29 protein-coding genes are annotated in these 22,589 nt (G+C 72.2%); 14 read left to right on the plus strand and 15 right to left on the minus strand.

Annotated features, from left to right (window positions below; translation table 11 throughout):
* Nucleotides 1-2: 2 nt before the first annotated feature.
* Nucleotides 3-803, minus strand: a complete 801-nt coding sequence (locus tag AC1DUE_RS00420; RefSeq protein ID WP_477037404.1) for a DeoR/GlpR family DNA-binding transcription regulator — start codon at nt 801-803, stop codon at nt 3-5.
* Between AC1DUE_RS00420 and AC1DUE_RS00425 the strand changes: the two genes are divergently transcribed.
* The 4 genes from AC1DUE_RS00425 to AC1DUE_RS00440 all read left to right on the plus strand — a co-directional run bounded on the left by AC1DUE_RS00425 (nt 802) and on the right by AC1DUE_RS00440 (nt 3,525).
* Nucleotides 802-1,188, plus strand: a complete 387-nt coding sequence (locus AC1DUE_RS00425) for a DUF4406 domain-containing protein (protein ID WP_477037405.1) — start codon at nt 802-804, stop codon at nt 1,186-1,188. The two genes, AC1DUE_RS00420 and AC1DUE_RS00425, sit on opposite strands and share 2 nt — an antisense overlap.
* Nucleotides 1,189-1,215: 27 nt before the next feature.
* Nucleotides 1,216-1,641, plus strand: a complete 426-nt coding sequence (locus tag AC1DUE_RS00430; protein WP_477037406.1) for a DUF4259 domain-containing protein — start codon at nt 1,216-1,218, stop codon at nt 1,639-1,641.
* A 145-nt stretch (nt 1,642-1,786) separates the two neighbouring features.
* A complete protein-coding gene (locus AC1DUE_RS00435) occupies nt 1,787-2,593 on the plus strand; it encodes a LolA-like protein (RefSeq protein WP_477037407.1) in 807 nt (268 codons plus the stop codon).
* Nucleotides 2,594-2,676: 83 nt separating this feature from the next.
* Nucleotides 2,677-3,525, plus strand: coding sequence for a lysostaphin resistance A-like protein (locus AC1DUE_RS00440; RefSeq protein WP_477037408.1), 849 nt, complete (start codon nt 2,677-2,679; stop codon nt 3,523-3,525).
* Between the two features lie 92 nt (nt 3,526-3,617).
* Here AC1DUE_RS00440 and AC1DUE_RS00445 read toward each other — a convergent pair whose 3' ends face one another.
* A complete protein-coding gene (locus AC1DUE_RS00445; protein WP_477037409.1) occupies nt 3,618-4,811 on the minus strand; it encodes a glycoside hydrolase family 76 protein in 1,194 nt (397 codons plus the stop codon).
* 138 nt (nt 4,812-4,949) lie between these two features.
* Here AC1DUE_RS00445 and AC1DUE_RS00450 point away from each other — a divergent pair, with 138 nt between their 5' ends.
* The 3 genes from AC1DUE_RS00450 to AC1DUE_RS00460 all read left to right on the plus strand — a co-directional run bounded on the left by AC1DUE_RS00450 (nt 4,950) and on the right by AC1DUE_RS00460 (nt 7,578).
* Entirely contained in the window at nt 4,950-6,035 is a 1,086-nt protein-coding gene (locus tag AC1DUE_RS00450; protein WP_477037410.1) for a LacI family DNA-binding transcriptional regulator, read from the plus strand.
* Between the two features lie 89 nt (nt 6,036-6,124).
* The gene (locus AC1DUE_RS00455) at nt 6,125-7,111 is read left to right on the plus strand and encodes an aldo/keto reductase (RefSeq protein ID WP_477037411.1); all 987 of its coding nucleotides are present in this window, start codon (nt 6,125-6,127) and stop codon (nt 7,109-7,111) included.
* A 59-nt stretch (nt 7,112-7,170) separates the two neighbouring features.
* Nucleotides 7,171-7,578, plus strand: coding sequence for a type II toxin-antitoxin system VapC family toxin (locus AC1DUE_RS00460; RefSeq protein ID WP_477037412.1), 408 nt, complete (start codon nt 7,171-7,173; stop codon nt 7,576-7,578).
* A 10-nt stretch (nt 7,579-7,588) separates the two neighbouring features.
* On the opposite strand, the gene AC1DUE_RS00465 is transcribed toward AC1DUE_RS00460, so the two are convergent.
* Nucleotides 7,589-8,017 (minus strand): VOC family protein, encoded by a 429-nt coding sequence (locus AC1DUE_RS00465; RefSeq protein WP_477037413.1) that lies wholly within the window; start codon nt 8,015-8,017, stop codon nt 7,589-7,591.
* A 71-nt stretch (nt 8,018-8,088) separates the two neighbouring features.
* Here AC1DUE_RS00465 and AC1DUE_RS00470 point away from each other — a divergent pair, with 71 nt between their 5' ends.
* Both AC1DUE_RS00470 and AC1DUE_RS00475 read left to right on the plus strand, forming a co-directional pair.
* A complete protein-coding gene (locus AC1DUE_RS00470) occupies nt 8,089-9,333 on the plus strand; it encodes an MFS transporter (protein WP_477037414.1) in 1,245 nt (414 codons plus the stop codon).
* 123 nt (nt 9,334-9,456) lie between these two features.
* Nucleotides 9,457-10,320, plus strand: a complete 864-nt coding sequence (locus AC1DUE_RS00475) for a sigma-70 family RNA polymerase sigma factor family protein (RefSeq protein ID WP_477037415.1) — start codon at nt 9,457-9,459, stop codon at nt 10,318-10,320.
* A gap of 30 nt (nt 10,321-10,350) precedes the next feature.
* Here AC1DUE_RS00475 and AC1DUE_RS00480 read toward each other — a convergent pair whose 3' ends face one another.
* Genes AC1DUE_RS00480 through AC1DUE_RS00495 form a run of 4 tightly spaced genes read right to left on the minus strand, consistent with a single transcriptional unit; the run spans nt 10,351 to nt 12,396 of the window.
* Nucleotides 10,351-11,100 carry an ABC transporter permease gene (locus AC1DUE_RS00480; protein WP_477037416.1) on the minus strand — a complete coding sequence of 250 codons (750 nt, stop codon included), beginning with the start codon at nt 11,098-11,100 and terminating at the stop codon, nt 10,351-10,353.
* Nucleotides 11,097-11,462, minus strand: a complete 366-nt coding sequence (crcB, locus tag AC1DUE_RS00485) for a fluoride efflux transporter CrcB (protein WP_477037417.1) — start codon at nt 11,460-11,462, stop codon at nt 11,097-11,099. The genes AC1DUE_RS00480 and crcB overlap by 4 nt, the downstream gene beginning before the upstream one ends.
* Nucleotides 11,462-11,878: a fluoride efflux transporter FluC gene (locus tag AC1DUE_RS00490; RefSeq protein WP_477037418.1), complete on the minus strand. Its 417-nt coding sequence runs from the start codon at nt 11,876-11,878 to the stop codon at nt 11,462-11,464. Before AC1DUE_RS00490 ends, crcB begins: the two co-directional genes overlap by 1 nt.
* Nucleotides 11,875-12,396, minus strand: coding sequence for a universal stress protein (locus AC1DUE_RS00495; RefSeq protein ID WP_477037419.1), 522 nt, complete (start codon nt 12,394-12,396; stop codon nt 11,875-11,877). The genes AC1DUE_RS00490 and AC1DUE_RS00495 overlap by 4 nt, the downstream gene beginning before the upstream one ends.
* A 73-nt stretch (nt 12,397-12,469) precedes the next feature.
* On the opposite strand from AC1DUE_RS00495, the gene AC1DUE_RS00500 reads away from it, so the two are divergent.
* A complete protein-coding gene (locus tag AC1DUE_RS00500) occupies nt 12,470-13,102 on the plus strand; it encodes an NADPH-dependent F420 reductase (protein ID WP_477037420.1) in 633 nt (210 codons plus the stop codon).
* A gap of 37 nt (nt 13,103-13,139) precedes the next feature.
* Here the strand turns inward: AC1DUE_RS00500 and AC1DUE_RS00505 are convergent, their stop codons facing one another.
* From AC1DUE_RS00505 to AC1DUE_RS00520, 4 genes are all read right to left on the minus strand, one after another.
* Entirely contained in the window at nt 13,140-14,036 is an 897-nt protein-coding gene (locus AC1DUE_RS00505; RefSeq protein ID WP_477037421.1) for a patatin-like phospholipase family protein, read from the minus strand.
* 189 nt (nt 14,037-14,225) lie between these two features.
* Entirely contained in the window at nt 14,226-14,660 is a 435-nt protein-coding gene (locus AC1DUE_RS00510) for a DUF6194 family protein (RefSeq protein WP_477037422.1), read from the minus strand.
* 10 nt (nt 14,661-14,670) lie between these two features.
* Complete coding sequence (locus AC1DUE_RS00515) at nt 14,671-16,152, minus strand: MFS transporter (protein ID WP_477037423.1); 1,482 nt, start codon at nt 16,150-16,152, stop codon at nt 14,671-14,673.
* Nucleotides 16,149-16,568: a MarR family winged helix-turn-helix transcriptional regulator gene (locus tag AC1DUE_RS00520; protein ID WP_477037424.1), complete on the minus strand. Its 420-nt coding sequence runs from the start codon at nt 16,566-16,568 to the stop codon at nt 16,149-16,151. The genes AC1DUE_RS00515 and AC1DUE_RS00520 overlap by 4 nt, the downstream gene beginning before the upstream one ends.
* A gap of 89 nt (nt 16,569-16,657) precedes the next feature.
* On the opposite strand from AC1DUE_RS00520, the gene AC1DUE_RS00525 reads away from it, so the two are divergent.
* The gene (locus AC1DUE_RS00525) at nt 16,658-17,383 is read left to right on the plus strand and encodes an SAM-dependent methyltransferase (protein ID WP_477037425.1); all 726 of its coding nucleotides are present in this window, start codon (nt 16,658-16,660) and stop codon (nt 17,381-17,383) included.
* Nucleotides 17,380-17,898 (plus strand): class I SAM-dependent methyltransferase, encoded by a 519-nt coding sequence (locus AC1DUE_RS00530; protein ID WP_477037426.1) that lies wholly within the window; start codon nt 17,380-17,382, stop codon nt 17,896-17,898. The genes AC1DUE_RS00525 and AC1DUE_RS00530 overlap by 4 nt, the downstream gene beginning before the upstream one ends.
* Here the strand turns inward: AC1DUE_RS00530 and AC1DUE_RS00535 are convergent.
* Genes AC1DUE_RS00535 through AC1DUE_RS00550 form a run of 4 tightly spaced genes read right to left on the minus strand, consistent with a single transcriptional unit; the run spans nt 17,886 to nt 21,234 of the window.
* Nucleotides 17,886-18,743 (minus strand): alpha/beta fold hydrolase, encoded by an 858-nt coding sequence (locus AC1DUE_RS00535; RefSeq protein ID WP_477037427.1) that lies wholly within the window; start codon nt 18,741-18,743, stop codon nt 17,886-17,888. The two genes, AC1DUE_RS00530 and AC1DUE_RS00535, sit on opposite strands and share 13 nt — an antisense overlap.
* 21 nt (nt 18,744-18,764) lie before the next feature.
* Nucleotides 18,765-19,352 carry a TetR/AcrR family transcriptional regulator gene (locus tag AC1DUE_RS00540; protein WP_477037428.1) on the minus strand — a complete coding sequence of 196 codons (588 nt, stop codon included), beginning with the start codon at nt 19,350-19,352 and terminating at the stop codon, nt 18,765-18,767.
* Between the two features lie 26 nt (nt 19,353-19,378).
* Nucleotides 19,379-20,023, minus strand: coding sequence for a response regulator transcription factor (locus tag AC1DUE_RS00545; protein ID WP_477037429.1), 645 nt, complete (start codon nt 20,021-20,023; stop codon nt 19,379-19,381).
* Entirely contained in the window at nt 20,020-21,234 is a 1,215-nt protein-coding gene (locus AC1DUE_RS00550) for a sensor histidine kinase (protein WP_477037430.1), read from the minus strand. Before AC1DUE_RS00550 ends, AC1DUE_RS00545 begins: the two co-directional genes overlap by 4 nt.
* A gap of 140 nt (nt 21,235-21,374) precedes the next feature.
* Between AC1DUE_RS00550 and AC1DUE_RS00555 the strand changes: the two genes are divergently transcribed.
* Together AC1DUE_RS00555 and AC1DUE_RS00560 are read left to right on the plus strand one after the other, a co-directional pair.
* Nucleotides 21,375-21,719: a VOC family protein gene (locus tag AC1DUE_RS00555; RefSeq protein WP_477037431.1), complete on the plus strand. Its 345-nt coding sequence runs from the start codon at nt 21,375-21,377 to the stop codon at nt 21,717-21,719.
* A 41-nt stretch (nt 21,720-21,760) separates the two neighbouring features.
* Nucleotides 21,761-22,579 carry an SDR family NAD(P)-dependent oxidoreductase gene (locus AC1DUE_RS00560; protein ID WP_477037432.1) on the plus strand — a complete coding sequence of 273 codons (819 nt, stop codon included), beginning with the start codon at nt 21,761-21,763 and terminating at the stop codon, nt 22,577-22,579.
* The last annotated feature ends 10 nt before the right edge of the window (nt 22,580-22,589 follow it).

Consider the following 22,589-nt stretch of genomic DNA (forward strand, 5'->3'; position numbering starts at 1 on the left):
ACCTATGCCCTGCGCACGTCGACGCCCGCTCGTTCGAGCTCGCTGACGACCGCGCTGTCCGGGTCGGCGTCGCTGACGATCCCGTCGACCTCGTCGAGCCCGAGCACCCGGAACGGGGACGCCGCGCCGATCTTCTCCTCGCTCGCCATGACCCACGTCTGGGCGGCCCGCCGCGACAGGGCGCGCTTCATCGCGGCCTCGTCGACGTCGCCCGTCGTCAGGCCGGTGTCCGGCCGCACACCCGTGACGCCCATCAGGAAGAGGTCGGCGGTGACCTGGGCGGCCGCCTCGGCCGCGGCCGCGCCGGACGCGACCACGGAGTGCTTGAACAGCCGACCGCCGAGGGTGAACACCTCGGCGGGGTGGTCGACGAGCGCGACGGCGATCGTCGGGCTGTGCGTGATCACGGTGACCCCGAGATCGCGCGGCAGCAGCCGGGCGACCTCGAGCGCGGTCGTGCCGCCGTCGAGGATCACCGTGCTCCGCGGCTGGATCAGGTCCAGGCAGGCGAGGGCCACGCGGTGCTTGCTCGTCGTCGCGATCTCCTGCCGGCGGGCGTAGCTGGCGGCCGCCGCCGGCACCGGGATCGCGCCGCCGTACACGCGCTGGCACAGCCCCGCGTCGGCGAGCTCGCGCAGGTCGCGGCGGATGGTGTCCTCGGAGGTGTCCAGCTCGATCGCCAGGTCCTTCGCGACGAGCCGGCCGTCGACCCTGAGCCGGTCGAGCAGGAGCTCCTTGCGCTGCGCCGCGAGCATCTGCACGTTCTCCCTTGTTTGTTCCGACTCGTGCATACTACTGCACATGACGACACCTCTGATGATTCTGATCGCCGGCCCGTACCGCTCCGGGACCGGCGACGACCCCGCCCTGATGGCCCGGAACCTGGAGCGGCTCGAGGAGGCCGCGTGGCCGATCTTCCGCAGCGGCCACATCCCCATGATCGGCGAGTGGGTGGCGCTCCCCGTGCTCAGCAGCGCGGGCGCGGACGGTCCGCTCAGCCCGCTCGCGAGCACGGTCATGTACCCCACGGCGGAGCGCCTGCTCCAGCACTGCGACGCCGTCCTGCGCCTCGAGGGCGAGTCGACCGGCGCCGACCAGGACGTGGCAATCGCGCACGAACGTGGACTGCCCGTCTACCACCGGGTCGAGGACATCCCCGGTTTCGTCGACCCGTCGCTGACGGACTGAGGCCGGGGGAGCAGCTACCGTTTTTCCATGGGGACCTGGGGATTCGGACCGTTCGAGAACGACACCGCCGCCGACTGGGCGGGCCACCTGGACGAGGCCGGACCCGCGGCACGGCCGGCGCTCGTCCGCGAGGCGCTGACCACCGTCGTGAAGGCCACGGACTACCTCGACGCCGACGACGCGATGAGCGCGATCGCCGCCGCCGCCGTCATCGCCGGGACACGTCCCGACGGTCCCGAGATCGACCCCACCTACGGCCCCGACGCGGAGACGCTGGCCGACCTGCGGCTCGACCCCGACCTCGACACGCTGGCGGCACAGGCCCTGGTGCGCGTGATGGACGAGGAGTCGGAGTGGCGCGAGCTGTGGGAGGAGGCCGACGAGTTCGACGACGCCCGTCGTGTGCTCGACGCGCTCCTCGCGGCGATCGACGGCGGCGGGCCGCCGTCCTGACGGCTCGGCTGTGGCGGCCGTCACGCCCGATCGGATGATCGTCGCAATCGCCCTCCACAGTCCGCGCACAGGCTGAGAGACTGTCCGCGCGCCGACGTCCGGGGGCTTCCGCCCGAGATGCGGCCGTGACCAGGGGGTCCCTCACATGCGTCGCTCGAGCCTGCTCGCCATCCCTGTCTCCGTCGTCCTGGCCGCGACCCTCGCGGCGTGCGGCGGCGCGTCCGAGGAGCCGCCGTCGGCGCCGAGCACGACGGCAGCCGCCGCAGAGGCGGAGGCGACGGTCGCACCGGCCGCTGACGAGCTGACCGCGGAGAACCTGTTCGCTCGCCTGGCCGCCGCACAGGCCGCCGCCCAGAGCTACGACATGGCGATGTCGATCACGGGCGCGACGTCCATGGACCTGACCGGGTCCGCAGACCTCACCGGCGGCAAGCAGAACATCGCCGCCTCCATCAACGACCCCGCGAGCGGCACCTTCGAGCTGCGGCTCGTCGACGGGATCATGTACATCAACCTCGGCGAGCTCAGCGGGGGCCTCTTCCTGCAGATCGACCCCAACGACGCCTCGAACCCGCTCGCATCGTCGTTCGCCGGGTTCGGCGACGACATGCTCAAGTCCGGCTACGAGGGCATGGAGGGCGCGGTCACCACGCTCATCAAGACCGGCAACGCCGAGACGATCAACGGCGTCGAGGCGCAGGAGTACACCGCCGTCCTCGATACCGCGAAGCTTGCGCCGGAGGCGACCGCCGGCCTGCTGGGCGACGACCCCGCGGCGGCGCTCCCCGCGACGCTCACGTACACGTTCTGGATCGACGACCGCGACCTGCCCGTCCGCACCGTGTTCGAGGTCGCCGGCACGACGACCACCACGGACGTCTCCAACATCGGCTCCGGCACGCCCGTCGTGGCTCCCCCGGCCGACCAGGTCACCACGGAGATGCCCTTCTGAGTCGTTTGCACCGACCCCGTGACGTCGGCGATGGTCGGGGCACGAGGCATCGCGCCGAGGCCGACCCCGACAGGAGCCGACACATGACCGAGCCCACCTCAGGCTGGAAGACGTTCTGGAACAAGGGCGACTGGTGGCGGGCCGTGATCGTCACGGTCGTCTACCTTGCGCTCTACGTGGGAGCCGGGCAGCTCGTCGGCCTCCTGTTCGGTGACAAGGTCGATGCCGACGACATCTTCGCCTCCGCCCAGAGCGTCTTCTTCGGCTTGTTCCTGCCGCTCCTGCTCGGCTCGATCTTCGCGGCCGCGTTCGTCGCGTCGCTCGGCTGGTTCCCGGCACTGTTCGCGCGGCAGCCGATCCGCGGACGCTGGTGGATGTGGATCGCGCCGGTTCTCGTGCTGCTCGCGGTCGTGCTGCGGCTGCTCGGCATCGACTACGCGTCCTACGCCGAGGGCGTGGTCCTCGTGACGTTCGCCGCGGGTTTGCTCGTCGGGTTCGTCGAGGAGATCCTGACCCGCGGCATCGCGGTGAAGATGCTCCGGGACGCCGGCCGTTCCGAGTGGGTGGTCATGGTCGTCTCGTCGGCGATCTTCGCCGGGATGCACGCGACGAACATCCTCGGCGGGCAGGAGCTCTCGACCGTCCTGGCGACCGTGGGTTTCACGTTCGGGTTCGGCATCTGCATGTACCTGACCCTGCGCGCCACGGGGAACCTGATCTGGCCGATGCTGATCCACGGCCTCTACGACCCGACCCTGTTCCTCGCCACGGGCGGTATCGACGAGGTCAGGTCCGGCACCGAGAGCGTGTTCCTCACGCTCGCCGGGCCGGCGAACATCCTGTTCATCCTGATGGCGCTCGTCGCGCTCGTCGCCGTGCGTGGACGGGTCCGACCCGGCCCCGCGTCGCGCGAGGCCGGAGCCGTCGCCTAGCGGCGAGCAACGAGATCGACCGCCCGGCTCGAGATCGACACTGTGACGTGCCGACCTCGCGCCGAACGGTCGATCTCGCGGTGTGCGCTCGCTCAGTACAGGGTCGAGGCCAGACCTCGCGGCCACGCGAGCGTGGCGTAGAGCTGGACCGCGGCGGCCTGGTCGAGCAGCGTCGTGGACTCGGCGCCGACCGGGAACAGGTTGGTCGCCGGGTCGCGGACATCGGTCCACAGGCTGTCGGCGTAGGCCTGCTGCGCGTCGCGGTAGGTGTGCCCACCGGTCACCGACTCCAGCAGCGCCAGGTTCTTGAAGTAGATGGAGTTGAAGTAGATCGGCTGACCGGCGAGCCGGTCGTCCGTCGAGTAGAACGCCAGCGACGCCTGGGCGATCGCCTTGGCCTTCGTCAGGTACTGACGGTCACCCGTGGCCTTGTAGAGCAGCGTGTAGGTGCCGATCGGGGTTCCCTGGTTGTACGACCACTGGGTCCTGTCGATCGAGCCGTCGAGCTTGATGTTGTCCCAGTAGAGACCGTTCGGGGCGAGCAGGGTGGCGTCGGCCCACGCGACGCTGCGCTTGGCCCAGTCGAGGTAGGCCGTGTCGTGCGTGATCAGGTACAGGCGGGCGGCCAGCTCCGCGCCGGGGAACGTCGAGACCGTGTTGCGGTCCTGGCTCCACGGCGCCTGCGTCCAGAAGACGCCGCCGGGCGAGGCGTGCGACGGGTCGGTGTCCCAGCCGGACTCGACGAGCGCGAAGATCTCCTTGGCCCGGTCGAGCGACGCGCGGTCGCCGGTCTGGAGGAACTCCTGGACCTTGGCGAGCGCCACCCACTCGTTGTCGTCGTAGAACATGTCGCCGCCCTCGCCGTAGGGCGCGCGCACGTAGGAGTCGTAGCCGGGCAGGCCGGTGCTGCCGCCGGTCGCGTTCCAGTAGCGCTCCTGGCCGACCTTGCGGTCCGCCAGGTCGTCGCGGAACTCCCGTCCGGCGCGGCCCGGGAGACCGGTGAGGTCGAGCGTCGCGATGTGGGCCTGCGAGAACGGCCACTCGAACGAGTAGGTCCGGTCGTCGGCCGTCGGCACGGTGCGCTCGAGGTACAGGCTCGAGCCGTCGGTCGTGTAGAGGTGGTCCTGCATCGCCTGGTAGGCGGCGACCGCGCGGTCGGCGTTGCGTGATTGCCCGTGGCCGTCCTCGTGACCTTGCCCGGCCACCGCCGGCACGGCGCCGAGCGTGACGGCCAGCGCCGTCCCGGTGACGAGCGCCGTGGTCTGGATCAGTCGTGTCAGCTTCATTGCTCCCACTCCGTCGTAGAACCAGTCTGAACATATCGTGCGATTCTCAATATATCGAGCGTCTGGAGGAGCACAAGGTGTGCTAGATATACCCAGAGACGGCCCGGTCGCGAGGCCCGTGAGCACAGGAGCGGGGCCGTGGACGGAGCGCTCTACACGCAGGTCTACGAGGGGCTGCGCGCGCGGATCGAGAGCGGCGACGTGGCCGTCGGCGACAAGCTCCCCACCCAGCACGAGCTCGCCGCCGAGTTCCACGTCTCCGTCATCACGGTCAAGCACGCGCTCGCCCTGCTGCAGGAGGCCGGGTACATCGAGCGCCGCCCCCGCATCGGGTCGGTCGTGGTCAGCGCGGTCCCGACGACCTCCGCGCGGCACACCCTGCCGACGATCGGCTGCATCCTCACCAACTTCGACGACAGCTTCGGCACCCGGGTGCTGCACGGGCTGCTCGACGCGAGCCTCGGCGTCGCCAACGTCGTCCTGTCGCGGACCGAGGGCTACCACGAGCGCGAGCAGCTGCTCATCGCGCAGTACGAGGACCTCGACGGGCTGATCCTGCTGCCGTCCTCGTCGGACTGGATCCCGCCCGCGATCCTCGAGCTGGTCCACCAGGCGCACCCGCTGGTCATCCTCGACCGTCTGCTCGTCGGCCTGCCGATCTCCACCGTCTGCTCCGACAACGTCGGCGCCGGCCGGCAGGCCACCGACCACCTGTTCTCCCTCGGCCACCGCAACATCGGGCTCGTGACGTCGGCCGGGCACGTGTCGTCGCTCGACGACCGGCACACGGGCTTCGTCTACGCGCACGCGGCCCGCGGGCTCGCGTTCGACCCGCGTCACGAGTTCCGCGACGTCCGCTCGACCGTCCCGCACTCCACGGCCTCGATGGACGACGACGTCGCCGCGCTCAAGGAGTTCGTGCAGGCCAACCCCGAGATCACCGGGTTCGTCGGCGGCGAGTACTCCGTCAGCCTGCTGCTGCGCCGGGCCTGCCTGGAGCTCGGGATGCGCGTGCCGCAGGACGTCTCGATCGTCTCGCTCGACTCGCCCGACAACGCCTACGACGACGCGCTGCAGGCGTTCACGCACGTCGCGCAGGACGAGCGCGGACTGGGCCGCGCCGCCCTGTCCGGCGTCCTCGAACAGCTCGCGTCACCGGGCTCGATCGTGAAGTCGGTCCTGCCTACGGCGCTCGTCGTCGGGGAGACGACGGCCCCCCGCTGATCGGTTGCTCTGGTCCTGCGCCACCCACGGGGTTGGGGGTGTCTGGCAGGACCTCCCTCGGCGACGTCCGCGGACGTAGCGTCGCAGACATGCACACACGAACCCTCGGACAGGGCCTGCAGGTCTCGGCGGTCGGCCTCGGCTGCATGGGGATGAGCCAGAGCTACGGACCCAACCCCGGCGATCGCGCCGACATGATCGGCGTCCTGCGCGCTGCGGTCGACCGCGGCGTCACGTTCTTCGACACCGCCGAGGTCTACGGGCCCTTCGTGAACGAGGAGCTCGTCGGCGAGGCGCTCGCCCCGGTCCGCGACCACGTCGTCGTGGCGACGAAGTTCGGCTTCCGGTTCGAGGACGGGCGGTCGGCCGGCGTCGACAGCCGTCCGGACAGCATCCGTCGCGCCGCGGACGGGTCGCTCCGCCGGCTCGGCATCGACGTGATCGACCTCTACTACCAGCACCGCGTCGACCCGGCCGTGCCCATCGAGGAGGTCGCCGGCGCGGTCAAGGAGCTGGTCGCTGCCGGCAAGGTGCGGCACTTCGGGCTCTCCGAGGCGGGTGCGTCGACGATCCGGCGCGCGCACGCCGTGCACCCCGTCGCCGCCCTGCAGAGCGAGTACTCGCTGTGGACGCGGGACCCCGAGCCGGAGGTGCTGCCCACGTGCGCGGAGCTGGGCATCGGCTTCGTGCCCTTCAGCCCTCTGGGCAAGGGTTTCCTCACCGGGACCGTCGACGCGTCCACGCCGTTCGCCGCGGGGGACATCCGCACGACGATCCCGCGGTTCACGGCCGAGAACCGCGCTGCCAACGAGGCACTCGTGGACCAGGTCCGCACGCTCGCGGACGCCAAGGGCGCGACACCGGGGCAGGTCGCTCTCGCGTGGCTGCTCGCTCAGCACCCCTGGATCGTGCCGATCCCCGGCACGCGTCGCACGGCGCGCGTCGAGGAGAACGTCGGCGCGACCGAGGTTGCGCTCTCCGCTGACGAGGTCGCCCTCCTGGACGCGACGGCCGAGCGGATCGGCGTGCGGGGCAACCGGTACAACGCCGCCGGCATGGCGGCCGTCGGGCTGTGAGTGTCGGCGTCCGGGCGTAGCGTCGGGCCCGTTCTCGGGACGCGACGAAGGAGGCGCTGGTGACCAGGTTCGTCGTCGATGCCGCCGCAGCCTTGCGGCTGGCGGAGTCCGGGGCCGACGTCCCGGACGGGCACCAGCTCCTGGCGCCGACGATGCTGCGGTCGCAGGCGCTGACGCTCATGCACGAGGCCGTCCACCGCGGCGACCTGTCTGCCGCGGACGCCCACCGGCGGCTCGCGCGGCTGCAGCAGCTGCGGATCCGGCTGCTCGGCGACGGCGTCCTGCGGCAGGTGGCGTGGAAGGTCGCCGACCAGCTCGGCTGGGCCTCGACCTACGACGCCGAGTACGTCGCCCTCACCCAGCTGCAGGCCGACTACCTGGTGACGCTGGACGACTCTCTGGCGGCCGCCGTCGACGGGATCGTGCAGGTCGCGCCGTTCGAGGCACTCCTCGGACCGCCCGCCTGACGCTGCACCATCACGCGCCGAAGCGGCCGCGGTGCTCGACGGGGATCAAGGGCTTCTCGGCGCGGACCTTCAGCTGCTGGACCGCCCAGGTGTTGCCGTCCGGATCGGCGAAGCCGAAGAACGTGCCCCCGTCGCGCTCGTCGAACACCGTGATCTCGGAGGCCTCGACGCCGCGCGAGAGGAGCTCCTCGCGGGCCGCCGCCGCGTCGGCGACGACGAGCTGCAGCCCCTTCAGGGATCCCGGTGCCATCTCGCTCTGCGACGGGAGGTTGCCGACGACGATCGAGCAGCCCGAGCCCCGCGGGGTCAGCTGCGCGACGTGCATGAACTCGTTCTCGGTGTCGTGGTCGAGGTCGAATCCGACCTGGTCACGGTAGAACGCGATCGATGCGGCCAGGTCGCTGACCGGCACGACGACAACCTCCAGGGTCCAGTCCACGCTCGTCCTCCGTCTGCTCAGTGCGTAAGAAGTCGATCGAGCCTATCCACCCGGGTTAGCGTCTGAGCCTTGTGAGCCGGTTCCTCGACGTCGTGGTCCCGCCGCGACTGGACCGTCGGTTCCGGTGGCTGCTGGCCTCGTCGTGGACCTCGAACCTCGGCGACGGGATCCTCATCGCCGCAGGGCCTCTGCTGGTGGCGTCCCGCACGGACGATGCGTTCCTCGTCGCGCTGGCCGCGCTGCTCCAGTGGCTGCCGCCGCTGCTCTTCGGCCTCTGGGCCGGCGCGGTCACCGACCGGCTGGACCGGCGACGGCTCGTCATCACCGTCGACTGCATCCGGACCGGGATCGTCGGGCTGCTCGCGGCCGCGGTGTTCGCGGACATCGCGACGATCTGGCTCGTCCTGGTCGCGATGTTCCTGCTGGGCACGGCGGAGACCTTCGCCGACAACGCGTCCAGCACGCTGGTCCCGATGCTCGTCGACCGCGACGACCTGGCGCTGGCGAACTCGCGCATCCAGGCCGGGTTCGTCACCGTGAACCAGCTGGTCGGACCGCCGCTGGGCGCCCTGCTGTTCGCCGCCGGGCAGGCGCTGCCGTTCGCCGCCGACGCCGTCCTGGTCGCCGCGGGCGCGCTGCTGATCTCGCGCATCTCGCTGCCGCCGCACCGCACCGAGCACCACGACACCCACATCCGGCACGACATCGCCGAGGGGCTGCGCTGGGTGAGGCACCATGCCGCGGTCCGGACGCTCGTGCTCACGATCCTGATCTTCAACGTGACGTTCGGGGCCGCATGGTCGGTGCTCGTCCTGTACACCCGCGAGCGGCTCGGGCTCGGCGCGATCGGCTTCGGCCTGATCACCACCGTCGGCGCTCTCGGCGGGCTCGCGGGCACCCTCTCCTACGGCTGGATCACGCGGTACGTCTCGCTCGCCAACCTCATGCGCATCGGCCTGATCATCGAGACCCTCACGCACCTCGGCCTCGCGCTGACCACCACTCCCGCGGTCGCCCTGGGGATCTTCTTCGTGTTCGGCGCGCACGCGTTCGTCTGGGGCACCACGTCGGTCACCATCCGCCAGCGCGCCGTTCCGACGGCCCTGCAGGGACGCGTCGGCAGCGTCAACCTCGTCGGCGTGTACGGGGGGCTCGTGATCGGCGCGGGCATCGGCGGCGTGCTCGCGCAGCACTACGGGATCACCGCACCGTTCTGGTTCGCGTTCGTCGGCTCCGCGATCTTCGTCGTCGCCATCTGGCACCAGCTCCGCCACGTCGCGCACACCGACGCCCAGGACGCCCCCGATCCCGTGTAGGCCCAGTCGACGCGGCGGCTGCGCGGCCACCCGTTCGTCACGAGGATCACCCCTCCCCGCCGTTCCTCCCGGACTCGGTCGTGGGTCAAGATGGCGACGACCGACGCTCGGGAGGGGGTGGCGATGACGCGCTCGGAACAGCTGGCGACGGCGCTCGGTGGGCGGTTCGAGGACAATCGGCCGATGCTGCGGGCGCTCGCGTTCCGTCTGACCGGGTCGGTCCGGGAGTCGGAGGCGGCCGTCGMGGCCGCGCGGACGCTGCTCGACGGCCAGGGCCCACCGGACGCCCTCCGCGCAGGGCTCATCACCGCCACAGCTCGCCACTGCCTGACCACGCTCCGCTCGCTCGAGCACCACGAGTGGCACGTACCCGACGTCGTCGTGAGCGACGCCGACGGACACACGCCCGAGCAGCTCGCGCTGCTCGGCGGCGCGACCGGCGTCGCGCTCTTCGTCGCGCTCGACACGCTGTCCCCCGAGGAGCGCGTCGCCAGCGTCCTGCGCGACGGCGCCGGGGTCGCGTACGACGAGATCGGCGAGCTGCTCGACGTGTCCGCGCGCGCGGCCGAGTCGCTCGCAGGTGCGGGCCGCGAGCGCGTGAGAACAGCCCCGGAGACCGACGTCCCCCTGCTCAGCCAGCGCAGGCTGGTCCGCGCCTACTACCGCGAGGCGAAGCGGGGCGACGCCGACGCGGTCCGCGGTCTGCTGCACGAAGGCGGTGTCACCCTGCGCTCGGACGCCGGCGAGCACGCCATATCGACGATGGTCGACGACCCCGAGACGGTGGCTCGGCGCGCGGTCATGTTCGCGCGGGTGCCAACGACCTCGATCCCCGCGCTCGTCAACGGTGCGGCGGGAGCGGCGATCGTCGGCGGCGAGCAGGTGACCGCGGTCGTCGGTATGACCGTCGTCGGTGACCGCATCGCCGAGATCGACTTCCTCGCCGACCCAACCAGGCTCGCAGGCCTGGACCTGCCGACGTTCTGACGTCGCCGCGCGGTCGAGGACGAGCCCTCCTCAGACGGCGGCGGGCGTCCGCGACCCGAGGCGGTGTGCCAGCAGCCTCGCGGTCAGCACGGCGGCGACCGACTCCGCCGCGAGCAGCCCGACCAGCACGAGCAGCTGCACCTGCGCGGCCGCGGCGGGCGACGCCCCGCCCAGCAGCAGCCCGACGAACGCACCGGGCAGGGTGACGAGCCCGGCGCTGCGGGTCTGGTCGAGCGCCGGGACCAGCGACCGTGCGACGGCCCGGCGCGCGTGCCCGGCGACCGCCTGCCGCGGGGTGGCGCCGAGGGAGAGCCACGCCTCGACCTGGTCCCACTCGCCGCGCGCGTCGTCCCGGAGCCGCCCGCCGGTGAGCGACACCGCGGTCATGGCGCCGCCGATGATCTGCGCACTGAACGGCACGATCGTCTGCGCCTGGAACGGCAGGGCGCCGCTGGCGAGGACGGGGACGACCGCGGCGAGTGCCCCGACCAGGATGGCGAGCGCGATCGGCGGCCACGTCGAGCGGCCGAGCCCGATCCGACGCACGGACGTCCACGAGGCCGCCGCGAGCATGACGACGAGGTAGACCGCCACCCACTGCGGGTGCTGGAACACCCATGCGATCACGAGTGCGACGAGCGTGAGCTGGACCGCTGCCCGACCGACCGCGACCAGCGCGTCCCGGCGGACGTGGACGCGCGCCGCGGTGAGCACCGCGAGGACCACGCCGACCAGGACGACGAGCGCGAGCGCGACCCTCCAGGCCGGGGCGACGGTCACCAGGCCGCCATCACCGCGACCCCGAGGGCCGCCGCCGCCAGGCAGAGCACCACCGAGCCGACGGCGTTCACGGTCGCCCGCCGCGTCTCGCCGGCCTGGATCAGCCGGACGGTCTCGGCCATCGCGGTCGAGAACGTGGTGTACCCCCCGCAGAACCCGGTCGCGGCGACCACCAGGGCCGTCGGACCGAGCCCGTGGTAGAGGTGCGCGCCGTTGAGCAGGCCGATCAGCAGCGACCCCGAGACGTTGATCAGCAGGGTGGCCAGCGGGAACACCCGGGTCCAGCGGGCACGGATCGAGCCGTCGACGACGAACCGGGTGGCGGCCCCGACCCCGCCCAGCACCGCGATCAGGACCACCATCAGGCGGTGTCCCGTCTGCGGGCCGCGAGCGCGATCCCGCCGACGCACGCGAGGACCCCGAGCACCAGGCTGGTCACCGCGTACACCAGCGCCATCGTCACCTGGCCGCTCGCCAGCAGCCGCTCCAGCTCGAACGCGAGCGCGCTGAACGTGGTGAAGCCGCCGAGCACGCCGGTGCCGAGCCCGAGCCGCAGCACGCGACCTCGGGGGCTCTCCGCCCCACGCCGCAGCAGCCCCTCGAGGAGCGCGCCGAGCAGGAACGAGCCGAGCACGTTCTCGATCAGGGTCGCCGTCGGGAACCCGTTCGCCGACGAGCCCACCGCGGACGTGAGCGCGTACCGAGCCGTCGTGCCGACCATCCCGCCCAGGGCCACGACCGCGATCAGGCGCGGGTCGTGGTGCGGCGGACGGGTCACGGGCTCTCCTTCGGGTTCTGCGGCACGATCGTGACGGGTACGGGCTGCGTGTGCGCGAGGCGTCCAGCGGTCGACCCTCCGACCAGGTGGTTCATCCAGCCACCCAGGCCCGCGCGACGACTCCCCACGGCGATCATCCACGCGTCGTGCTCGTGCGCGACGCGTGCGAGAGCGTGTGTCGCCTCGCCGACCGTGTAGACGAACCGCCACGAACCCTTGTACCCGCTCAGGCGGTCGCCCACCTCGGTCGCCAGGTCCCACTCCGCGGCCACGGAGTCGTCCGAGTCGACGTGGTCCGGGTCCAGCGGGGTCGTCTCGAGGGAGCCGTCGTCGTGGGTCGCGACGAGGGTCCGGGACGTGTCGGACCACACGCACACGAGGTTCGTGCCGAGCGCCTGGGCCAGCTCGGCGGCGCCGTGCACCACACGCGCCGACTGCCCAGGGATCACTCCGACGACCACCGCCCGCGCGCCCGTGAGCGGGGTGCCGTGCCAGGGGTGCGGTGCCGAGCGGGCCATGGGTCGTGCCTCCGTGCTCACGGTATCGCCGACGTCACGGAACAGCCCAGGCTCCCCGACAGTTGGCCAGGACATGACCACCACCATCGGATTCATCGGCGCCGGACTCATCGGCGGCACCCTGGCCAAGCTGGCCGTCGCGCACGGCTACGACGTCGTCGTCAGCAACTCGCGCGGGCCGGAGACGCTCGTCGACCTCGTCGCAGAGCTGGGTGACCGTGCCCGCGCCGGCACGCCCGCGGAGGCCGCAGCGGCCGGTGACCTCGTCGTCGTGACGATCCCGGTCAAGGCCGTCCCGTCCGTGCCCGTCGCCGAGCTGGCCGGCAAGCTCGTGATCGACACCAACAACTACTACCCGCAGCGCGACGGCCAGATCGCCGTCCTCGACGAGGGCTCGACGACCGTCTCCGGGTACCTGCAGCAGCACCTGCCGACGTCGTCGGTGGTCAAGGCGTTCAACAACATCGGCTCCGGCGACCTCGGCACGCTCGGCGTCCCCGCCGGGACGCCCGGACGCCTCGCCCTGTCCGTGGCCGGCGACGACCCCGAGTCGCGCGCGACGGTCGTCGCCCTCATCGACGAGCTCGGCTTCGACGCCGTCGACGCCGGCCCGCTCTCCGAGAGCTGGCGGTTCGAGAAGGACCACGCGGCCTACGGCCTCAAGTCCGACGTCGCCGGCATGACGAAGGCGCTGGCGGAGGCCTGACTGGGCCTGACCTCTCAGCGCCTCCGCCGGCCGGGCGTCAGCGCCAGAGCTCGGCGAGCTGCTCGGCCCGGGCCTTGCCCTGCTCGTAGCCGGCCCTCGCGGCGGGCGGGCGCAGCGACGGGTCCATCGCGTTGGTGCCGAACAGATGCTCGGAGGCGTCGTCCGGGAAGACCGTCTCGACCCTGCTGCCGCCTGCACGCAGCTCGTCGACCTGCGTCGAGAGGTGCGTGCCCCAGGCGGACGGCATCAGCGACCGGCCGCCGAAGGGCGAGAGCACCAGCACCCGCCCGTACCCGGCCGCAAGGTCGGCGTTCTCGGCGTTGGACCGGTAGCCGCCGTCGATGTACCAGCCGTCGCCGATCCGGTAGGGGAGGCCGCTGGAGCAGCTGGCGGCCACCGCGTCGGCCAGGTCGACCCCGCTGCCGCGGTCGAACACCACCGGCTCACCGGTGTCTGCGTCGACGGCCGTGATGAGCACCGCGCGGTCCGGCCAGCCCTGGTCGGGCAGCCGCGCGGCGACCGTGGCGCGCCACCGGGCCTGCCACGAGCCGTCCGACGCCGCCTCCAGCTCGAGTGCCGACGCCCCCAGCCTGCGGCGCAGGTCGGCCACGTCGGCGGAGGCGTCGATGGTCCGGAGGAGCCGTTCCAGGTGGTCCGTCACCGGCCTGGCGGGGCCGCGGCTCCGGTCGGGCAGCTGCCCGGGGGCGGGGGCGGTGAGGGTGGCGGCGTAGAGCTCGGCCGGCGTCGCACCGGCGATCTGGGCCGCGGCGGTCGAGCCGGCGGACGTCCCGACGGTCAGGTCGGGCGTGGTCACGTCGAGGCCGGCGTCGAACAGGCCGGCGATCACGCCGATCAGCCAGGCGTTGCCGGTCGAGCCGCCACCGCCGAGGACGAGCGCTCGCTGGTGGTCGTGCTGGGAGGAAGAAGTGTTCATGGGAGTCGCCTTTCGCACGGTGCGTGGCGGGTACTCCCGGTGGCGACTAGCCCAGTCGCGCGGTCGCGGACTGCAGGGGAGCACCCGATGCGGATACTGCGTTCATGGGTCTCACCTCCTGACGTCCGGTCACGATCACGGCGACGGTAGGCGCCGGCGCCGCGCCTGTGCAACCTCAATTGCCGGCCGCTAGACCTCGGCGCGGCGGTCCCAGCGGGCACGGGCGTCGGCGTGGGCGCGGTCGATCAGGTCCAGGACGGTCTGCTCGGTGCGCGCGCCGGGGTTGATCACGGCCACCCAGCCGAGGTCGCCGTAGACGGGGTGGCGCAGGACGACGTCCGTCTCCGCCGGATCGGCCGCAGGCTCCGGCACCGCGCCGCGGCCGACGTGGACGTTCACCCGCCAGCGGCCCTCGTCGTCGAGCCGCGACAGCTCGTCGTCCGGGTAGTTCTTGGTGACGATCGTCGTGAACGGCTGGGTGTTCGTCGGCACCTGGCCGTCGGGTGCGTAGTAGACGAACGAGTCGCCCCACGCGATCGCGGGGAACTCGCTGCCCTTCGCGGGCGCGAGGACCAGGACGTGGTCGAGCCGGCGGACGTGGTCGAGGATCTGGTCGATCTCCATGCGCCCATTCTCAGGGCGCGTCGAACACCTCGGCACGTTCGGCGGCGCCCACGGGCACGGCGTCGTGGGGCTCGTGCTCCTGGATCTCCTCGATCACGTGGTGCGGCGCGACACGGCGGGCGCGGCGGACGGACAGGACCGCGTGCGTGGCCAGGCCGAGGAACACCAGGCCGCAGGCGACCGCGGCGATGAGGAACGTGAGCTCGATGCCTTGGCTCGCGGGCCGGCCGGTGGGCGCGAGGTGGGCCGCGATCACGGCACCGGCGACGGCCGCGCCGAGCGACCCGCCGATGGTGCGGAGCACCTGGTTGAACGACACCGCCGAGCCGAGCTCCTGGGCCGCCACCCCGCGGGCGATCAGCCCGGGCATCGCGGCGAAGGTGGTGCCGATGCCGACACCGACGAGGAACATGCCCGCGAGCAGCTCGGGCAGGGCGTCGTGCCGGACGACGAGCAGCAGGTTGGCCAGGGTGACGAACAGCGCGCCGAGCGGCAGCATGACGGTGTAGCTGAGCCGGTGCGCGAACGCGCGGGCCAACCGGCTGGCCAGCTGGCTGCCGATCGAGAGCGGCAGCATGACGAACCCGGCCCAGAACAGCGACATGCCGACGCCGTAGCTGGTGCTCGTCGGCGCCTGCGCGACCAGGCTGATCACCGAGACGCCGATGTACATCGACGCGCCCATCGACAGGCCGGTCGCGTTGGCCAGCAGCACGTCGGGCTTGCGCATGAGGTCGAGCCGGATGAGCGGGTGGTCGGTGCTGGTCTCGCGCCACACCCACGCGCCGAGCACGAGCACGGCGCCCGCCAGCAGCCCGATCGTCGTCGCGGAGCCCCACCCGAACCGCGGGCCCTCGCTGATGCCGAGCAGCAGCATCGCCAGGCCGGCGCCGAGCAGAGCTGCGCCGAGGGTGTCGAAACGGCGGCGCAGACCGAGCTCGTCGGGGCCCTTCGGCACCGCGACGAGCAGCACCACGAACGCGGAGACGACGAACGCCGCGGCGAACCAGAACGCCCACCGGAAGTCGAAGGTCGAGGCGATGATGCCGGTCAGCGGGTACCCGATGCCGATCCCCGTGGCCACGGTGACCGAGAGCGCGGCGATCCCTGGCTGCACCTTCTCGGGCGCCGCGTACCGGCGGGCCAGCGCGATCGCCATCGGCGTGATCGCGTACGACAGACCCTGCAGGGCCCGGCCGACGAGGAGCACGGAGAACGTCTGCGCGGTCGCAGCCAGCACCGAGCCGACGAAGATGATCGCGAGCGTGAGCAGCAGGATCCGCTTCTTGTGCGGCCCGTCGGACAGCCGCCCGAGCACGGGCGTGGCGACCGCGCCCACCAGCAGGTTCACGGTCAACGTCCACTGCGCGGCGCTGACCGTGACGCCGAACTCGGCCGCGATCGTCGGGACGAGCAGCAGGCCGAGCGAGCTGATGATCGCGGCCGCCAGGGCCGCGTAGACGAGGGCCGGGACAAGGCGCCGGCCGGTCATGCGGTGGCCAGCCGGCGCAGCACGTCGATCGCACCGGCGAGGGCCGCGCGCTCGTCGTCGTCGAGCGAGCCGACCGCGTGCGCGAGCCACGTGTTGGTCGCGTGACGGTCCGCCTCGAGCGCCTCGCGGCCGGCCGGGGTGATCTCGATGATCATCCGGCGGCCGTCGGTCGGGTCGGACGACCGGCTGATCCGCCCGGCGCGCTCGAGGTCCGCGACGATCACGGCCATCGACTGCGGGGTGATGAACTCCGAGGCTGCGAGCGCCGACGAGGTCGTCGGTCCGTCGTTCGCGAGCCGGTTGAGCGCACGGCTCTGCCCGATGGACAGCGTCTTCTCGCTGGTCAGACGCCGGTAGATGGGCCCCAGGGCGTCACGCAGGCCGAAGGCGAGCTCGGCGGTGTCAGTGGTGATCACGACTCAAGTGTACAGGGCAACTGATCAGTTGACCCTGTCGATCGTCTATTCGCTCGTCGTCGCGACCTGCCGGACGTACCGTCCGGATCATGGACATCCCTCGGCAGCACACCATCCGCGAGGCGCACCACCGGATCCTGGACCCGTTCACCGACGAGAAGCTGGCAACACTGGGGGCAGCGCTGCGCCTGTCGCCCGGGACGACCGTCCTCGACCTCGCGTGCGGCACGGGCGAGATGCTCTCCACCTGGGCGCGGGACCACGGCACCGTCGGGACGGGCGTCGACCTCAGCTCGGTATGGATCCAGCGCGCCGTCGGGCGGGCGCAGGAGCTCGGCGTCGACGTGACGTTCGTGCACGGCGACGCCTCGACGTACGTCGCCAACTCCCCCGTGGACGTCGCCGCGTGCGTCGGCGCGACCTGGATCGGCGGCGGGGTCGTCGGCACACTGGCGCTGTTGGAGAGGTCGTTGGCGCCGGGCGGCGTCGCGCTCATCGGCCAGCCGTTCTGGCGGCAGGATCCGCCGGCCGGCGCGCCGTGGCCGCCGGAGACCTTCCTGTCGCTGCAGGGGCAGGTCGACGAGCTCGGCGAGGCCGGCTGGGACCTGGTCGAGATGGTGCTGGCCGACGAGGACAGCTGGGACCGGTACGTCGCGGCGCAGTGGCTGAGCACGCGGCAGTGGCTCGATGAGTTCCCGGCCGACCCCCTCTGGGCCGAGATGCGCGCGGAGCTCGACACGGCGCCGCTGGAGTACGTCACCTACCAGCGGCCCTACCTCGGCTGGGGCGGGTTCGCCCTGATGAAGCGACCGTGATGATCGTCGGGACGGGCATCGTGGTGGCCGAGCGCGAACCGGAGACGTGCCTCGAGCGCGTCCTGGTGACGCGCCTGCTCGAGCCGCACCTCGGTCCACCCGGCGTCGCGCTGGACCTCGCGGGCGGCACCGGGCCCTATGCGGTGTGGCTCATCGAGCTGGGCTGGGACGTGCGCGGCCGGGCCCACGGCGCCGTGTTCGAAGCGGTGCTCGGGCTCGACCCGCTCCTGCCCCCGACCCGCCGCCTCGCCCGGCTCACGCGGCCCGGCGGCCTGCTGGCGCTCGCGGTCGCCCCCCACGGGCCCGTCGGGGTACCCGGCTTCGACACCGTGACGGTCGCGGCCCCGCACGCCCTCGCCACCGGTCACGACGAGGAGCTGGAGGCGCTGCGGCTCGTCGACCCCGACGGCTACCGGGCCACGCTCGACCGCTTGGTCTCCACCGCCGACGACCCCGCGCTCCTGGCGACCGCGGACCACCTGCTGTGGGTGGGGCGGCGCGCTCAGCTGAGGTAGTCGACGACGGCCGCGATCGTGTCGGCGTCGCGCAGGATCCGCCGGTGGCCGAGGCCGTCCGACAGGAGCAGCTCGGCGTCCGGCCACGCCTCCGCGATCCGCTCGCCGTCCGCGGGGTCGGTCTCCTTGTCCGCGCGGTCCGCGACGACGAGCAGCACCGGCAGGTCGTCCCGCCCGGCGGCCCGCGCCGGGATGTCCAGCGTGCTCAGCTCCCGGCCCGCCAGGCGTTCCATCCGGGCGAGCAGGAGCTGGCGGGTGTCCTCGCTGAACCCGAGCGCGCGGGCGAACGCCCGCGTGTACTCGACCGGTTCCGCGGGCGGCGCGACGAGGACCAGCCGCTCGGTCGTCGTTCCGTCGAGCACGGCCAGCGCTGCCGCGGCGGCCCCGAGCGAGTGGCCGACGATCGCGTGGGCGGACCCGTGCGCCGCGGTCACCGTCCCGATCGCGTCCATCAGCTCGATGAGGCTGCTCCGCTTCGGCCCGAGCGATCCAGGCCCGGAGTCGCCGTGGCTCGGTGCGTCGTAGGAGAGGACCTGGTAGCCGGCGTCCACCAGCGGCTCCACGAAGGACGCGAGCTGGGCGCGGTGACCGCCCCAACCGTGGACGAGGTAGACGCGCGGGCCGGTGCCCCACGTCTCGCCGACGGTCCCGTCGGGAAGCTGCCACCGCGTGCCCCCCGGGACGTGGACGCCCGGCTTGGCGTGGGTCGGCGTGCACCACATCCGCAGGGCCCCGCGGGCGACGAGCCTCGGGGCGACGCGGTCGAGCGTCCGGACGGTCACCGTCAGCGTGCGCGGCACGTTGGGCCGAACGATCGTGCTTTTCTGCGCGGCGGTCTGGGTCATCGGGAACGTCCTTCTGGGGAGCTAGGAGACGACGATCGTCTGGAGGAGGCGCTCGAACGCGTGGCGCGCCCGGTCGTCGGCCAGGGGGTCACGCAGGAGCCGCTGCGCGTGGAAGTGGGCGAGCATCAGGCCGTGCAGGTCGTAGGCGAACTGCTCGGGGCTCTCGTCGTCGCGCAGCTGGCCGTCCTTGGCGCCCGACCGGTAGATCTGCGCCAGCGAGTCGGACAGGTCCCAGTGATCCTGGACCAGCTGGTCGCGGACCGGGCCGGGCTGGTCGTCGAACTCGGTGGACGCCGAGACGAACAGGCAGCCGGCCGAGCCGTCGTTGGAGAGCTCGATCCAGCGCTCGAACAGGGTGCGGATGCGCGGGACGCCGCGCGGGGCCGCGAGCGCGGGCCGGACGACCTGCTCGACGAACCGCTCGCGCGCCTGACCGAGGCAGGCCAGCTGCAGCGCCTCCTTGGACCGGAAGTGCGCGTACAGCCCGCTCTTCGACATCCCCGTTGCGGTGGCCAGCGAGCCGATCGTGAGGCCGGCGGCGCCCAGACGCCCGGCGATCTCGACCGCCTGGTCGAGCACCGCCTGCCGCGTCTCGTCGCCCTTGCTCACGGGTCCAGTTTTAGCACGATCGTGCTTTATGACACCAGCCCCGACTCGTAGGCGGCGATCACCAGCTGCACGCGGTCGCGGCAGCCGAGCTTGCGCAGGGCCTCGGAGACGTGCGACTTCACGGTCGGCTCGGCGATCCACAGCTCGGCCGCGATCTCGCCGTTGGACAGGCCGCGCGCGACCGCCAGCAGCACCTCGCGCTCGCGCGGGGTCAGCTCGTCGAGGCCGGTCACGGGGGTCTTCTGGGGCGTGCGGCTCGCGAAGTCCTCGACCAGCCGTCGGGTGACCGTCGGCCCCAGCAGCATCGAGCCGTCGGCCACGAGACGCACCGCCTCGACCAGGCGGTCGGCGGTGACGTCCTTGAGCAGGAACCCGGACGCGCCCGCGCGCAGGGCGTCGTAGACGTACTCGTCGAGGTCGAACGTGGTCAGGATCAGCACGCGCGTGCCGGGGTGGTCGGCCGTGATCCGCTCCGTCGCGGCGATGCCGTCCAGCACCGGCATGCGGATGTCGACCACGGCCACGTCCGGGTTGGTCGTCGCGACGAGGTCCAGGAGAGCCCGCCCGTCACCGACCGAGCCGACCACGTCGAGGTCCTCCGCCGCGCCGATGATCGCCGCGAACCCCTGCAGCACCACGGGCTGGTCGTCGGCGACCACCACCGTCGTCATGCGGTCACGGGCAGCGAGACGTCCAGGACGAAGGCCTTGTCGACGACGCGGGCGCTCATCGTGCCGCCGAGCGCCTCGACGCGCTCCCGCATGCCGATCAGGCCGCGACCCTCGTCGTCGGCCGAGGACGACGCGTTCGTGAGCGTGAACCCGGCGTGGTCCTTCGACTGGGTGCGCACCAGTCGTGTCGTGGCGCCCGACGCGTGCCGTCGCGCGTTGGTCAGACCCTCCTGGACCGCGCGGTAGAGCACGTACCCGATCGTCGGCCCGATGTCCTCCCACGTGCCGACCACCTCGACAGGCTGGCCGGCCGCGACCGCCGCCTCCACCAGCCGGTCGACGTCGCAGGCGGTGGGCTGCGGCGTCCGGTCGTCGGTGGACTGGTCCGTGCGCTGCAGGACGACGAGCACCTGGCGCAGCTCGGTCAACGCCTCGCGGGCGTCGCTCGCGATCGCCGACAGCACCTCGCGGGCGTCGTCGTTCAGGCCCGGGTGCAAGAAGGGGGCCGACTCCGCGCGCACCGCGACCAGCGAGACGTGGTGCGCGACGACGTCGTGCAGGTCGCGGGCGAGCCGCGCCCGCTCGCCCGCCAGCGACTCGACCTCGAACGCGCGCTGCTCGACAGCCTCGACCTCGACGCCACGGGCCCAGGTGCGCCGAGCCACGCCGAACATCCACGCGCTGCCGACGACGAGGGTGACGCCGATGACGTACAGGACCAGGACGACACCGCGGTTGGCCGGCGATCCGGAGGTCACCTCGCCGATCGGCATGAGCGCCACGAGGTCCGAACCGCAGTACCAGACCGCGATGAAGAGCGCGGCCCCGTAGGGCACCAGTGCGCCGCGGATCCCGTCGAGCGCCGCCAGCACCGCCACGGCCAGGATGCCGAGCCACCAGCCCCACGCGAACCAGCCGGTGAAGACGGACGTCACGAAGGGCAGCAGCGTCAGGCCCGTCCCGAGCACCGGCCACCGACGTCCCACGAGGACGCCCGCGACGACGAACCCTGCGGTCACGAACCCGCCGACCGAGTGCAGGATCGTGAAGCTCGACGTCTCGAAGTCGTAGCCGTCGACCGACATCGGGGTCACCAGCAGGAAGCCACCCACGCCGAGGGCCAGGAACACCGAGAGCCCCCAGGGGCGCCGGCCCGCCCCCTGCGCGAGCCGGAGCACCATGGGAGCCTCGGTATGACCTGCCGTCGTCATGTGTTCATCGTGTCGGATCACGCATCCCCGCGGCCTCCGTCCCGAGACTGATCTCGGAGCGGCCGTCACACTTCGCGTGAGTGATCCGTCAGGTGGAGGAGAGCGGGCTTGCGCCCCTGATACATGGAAGAGGTACGAACATGACGGACGGACTGAAGATCGTCGTGGTGCCGGTCAAGGACCTCGACGCGGGCAAGGCGTTCTACGGCGCGCTCCTGGGCGTCGAGCCGATGCAGGACGCGCCGTTCTACGTCGGCTACGAGACCGCGGGCATCCACCTCGGCCTCAACCCGCACGGGTTCGAGCAGGGCATGACGGGGCCCACCTACTACTGGAAGGTCTCCGACCTGGCGGCGGTCAGCGACTCCCTCGTCGCAGCCGGAGGCTCGGTGCTGCAGTCGCCGACGGAGGTCGGCCCCGGGCGGACCATCTCGACGGTGGCGGACGTCGACGGGAACGTCATCGGGCTCGTGCAGGACGCCTGACGCGCATGATGGGGGCTCCCGACGACTGAGGAGCCCCCGTCATGAGCACCGTCCTGATCACCGGCACCTCCTCGGGAATCGGCCTCGAGACCGCACTGGCCGCGGCCGCTGCCGGGTGGACCACCGTCCCGACGATGCGCGACCTGGGACGTGCGGACCTCCTGAAGGAGCGCGCCGGTTCCCTCCCCCTGGACATCCGCGCCCTGGACGTCACGTCGTCCGACGTGGGTGCCGTGATCGACCAGGTCGTCACCGACCACGGCTCGCTCGACGCCGTCGTCAACAACGCGGGCGTCGGACGGGTCGGGACCGTCGAGACGTTGGGTCTGCCCGCATTTCGCGACGCCATGGAGGTCAACTTCTTCGGCGTCGTCCGCGTGGTCGAGGCGGCGATGCCGCACCTGCGCGCGTCCCGTGGGCGGGTGCTCACGCTGAGCAGCGTCGGGGGCGTCGTCGGCCAGCCGTTCAACGAGGCCTACTGCGCCGCCAAGTTCGCCGTCGAGGGGTTCCTGGAGAGCCTCGCACCGGTCGCCCGCGCCCTCGGTGTGCCCGTCGTCATCGTCGAGCCCGGGGCCGTGGCCAGCGAGTTCGTCGCGAATGCGTCGGTGCCGACGTCGACCGGCGGCGTCTACGGACCCCTGCTCGACGCGTACCTCGCGCGGACCGCTGGCGCCTTCGCCAACGCCCAGTCCGCGCAGGCCGTCGCCGCGTTGCTCGTCGACCTCCTGACCACCCCCGAGCCGCCCGTCCGAGTGCAGACGAGCCCGGCCGCCACCGCGTTCGCCGGGCTCAAGCTCGCCGACCTCGACGGGTCCGCGGTGCAGACGCTGACGCGCACCTGGATCGGCGAGGGCGCATGATGGTGTCTCC

The organism is Cellulomonas sp. P4_A2 (assembly GCF_056402515.1).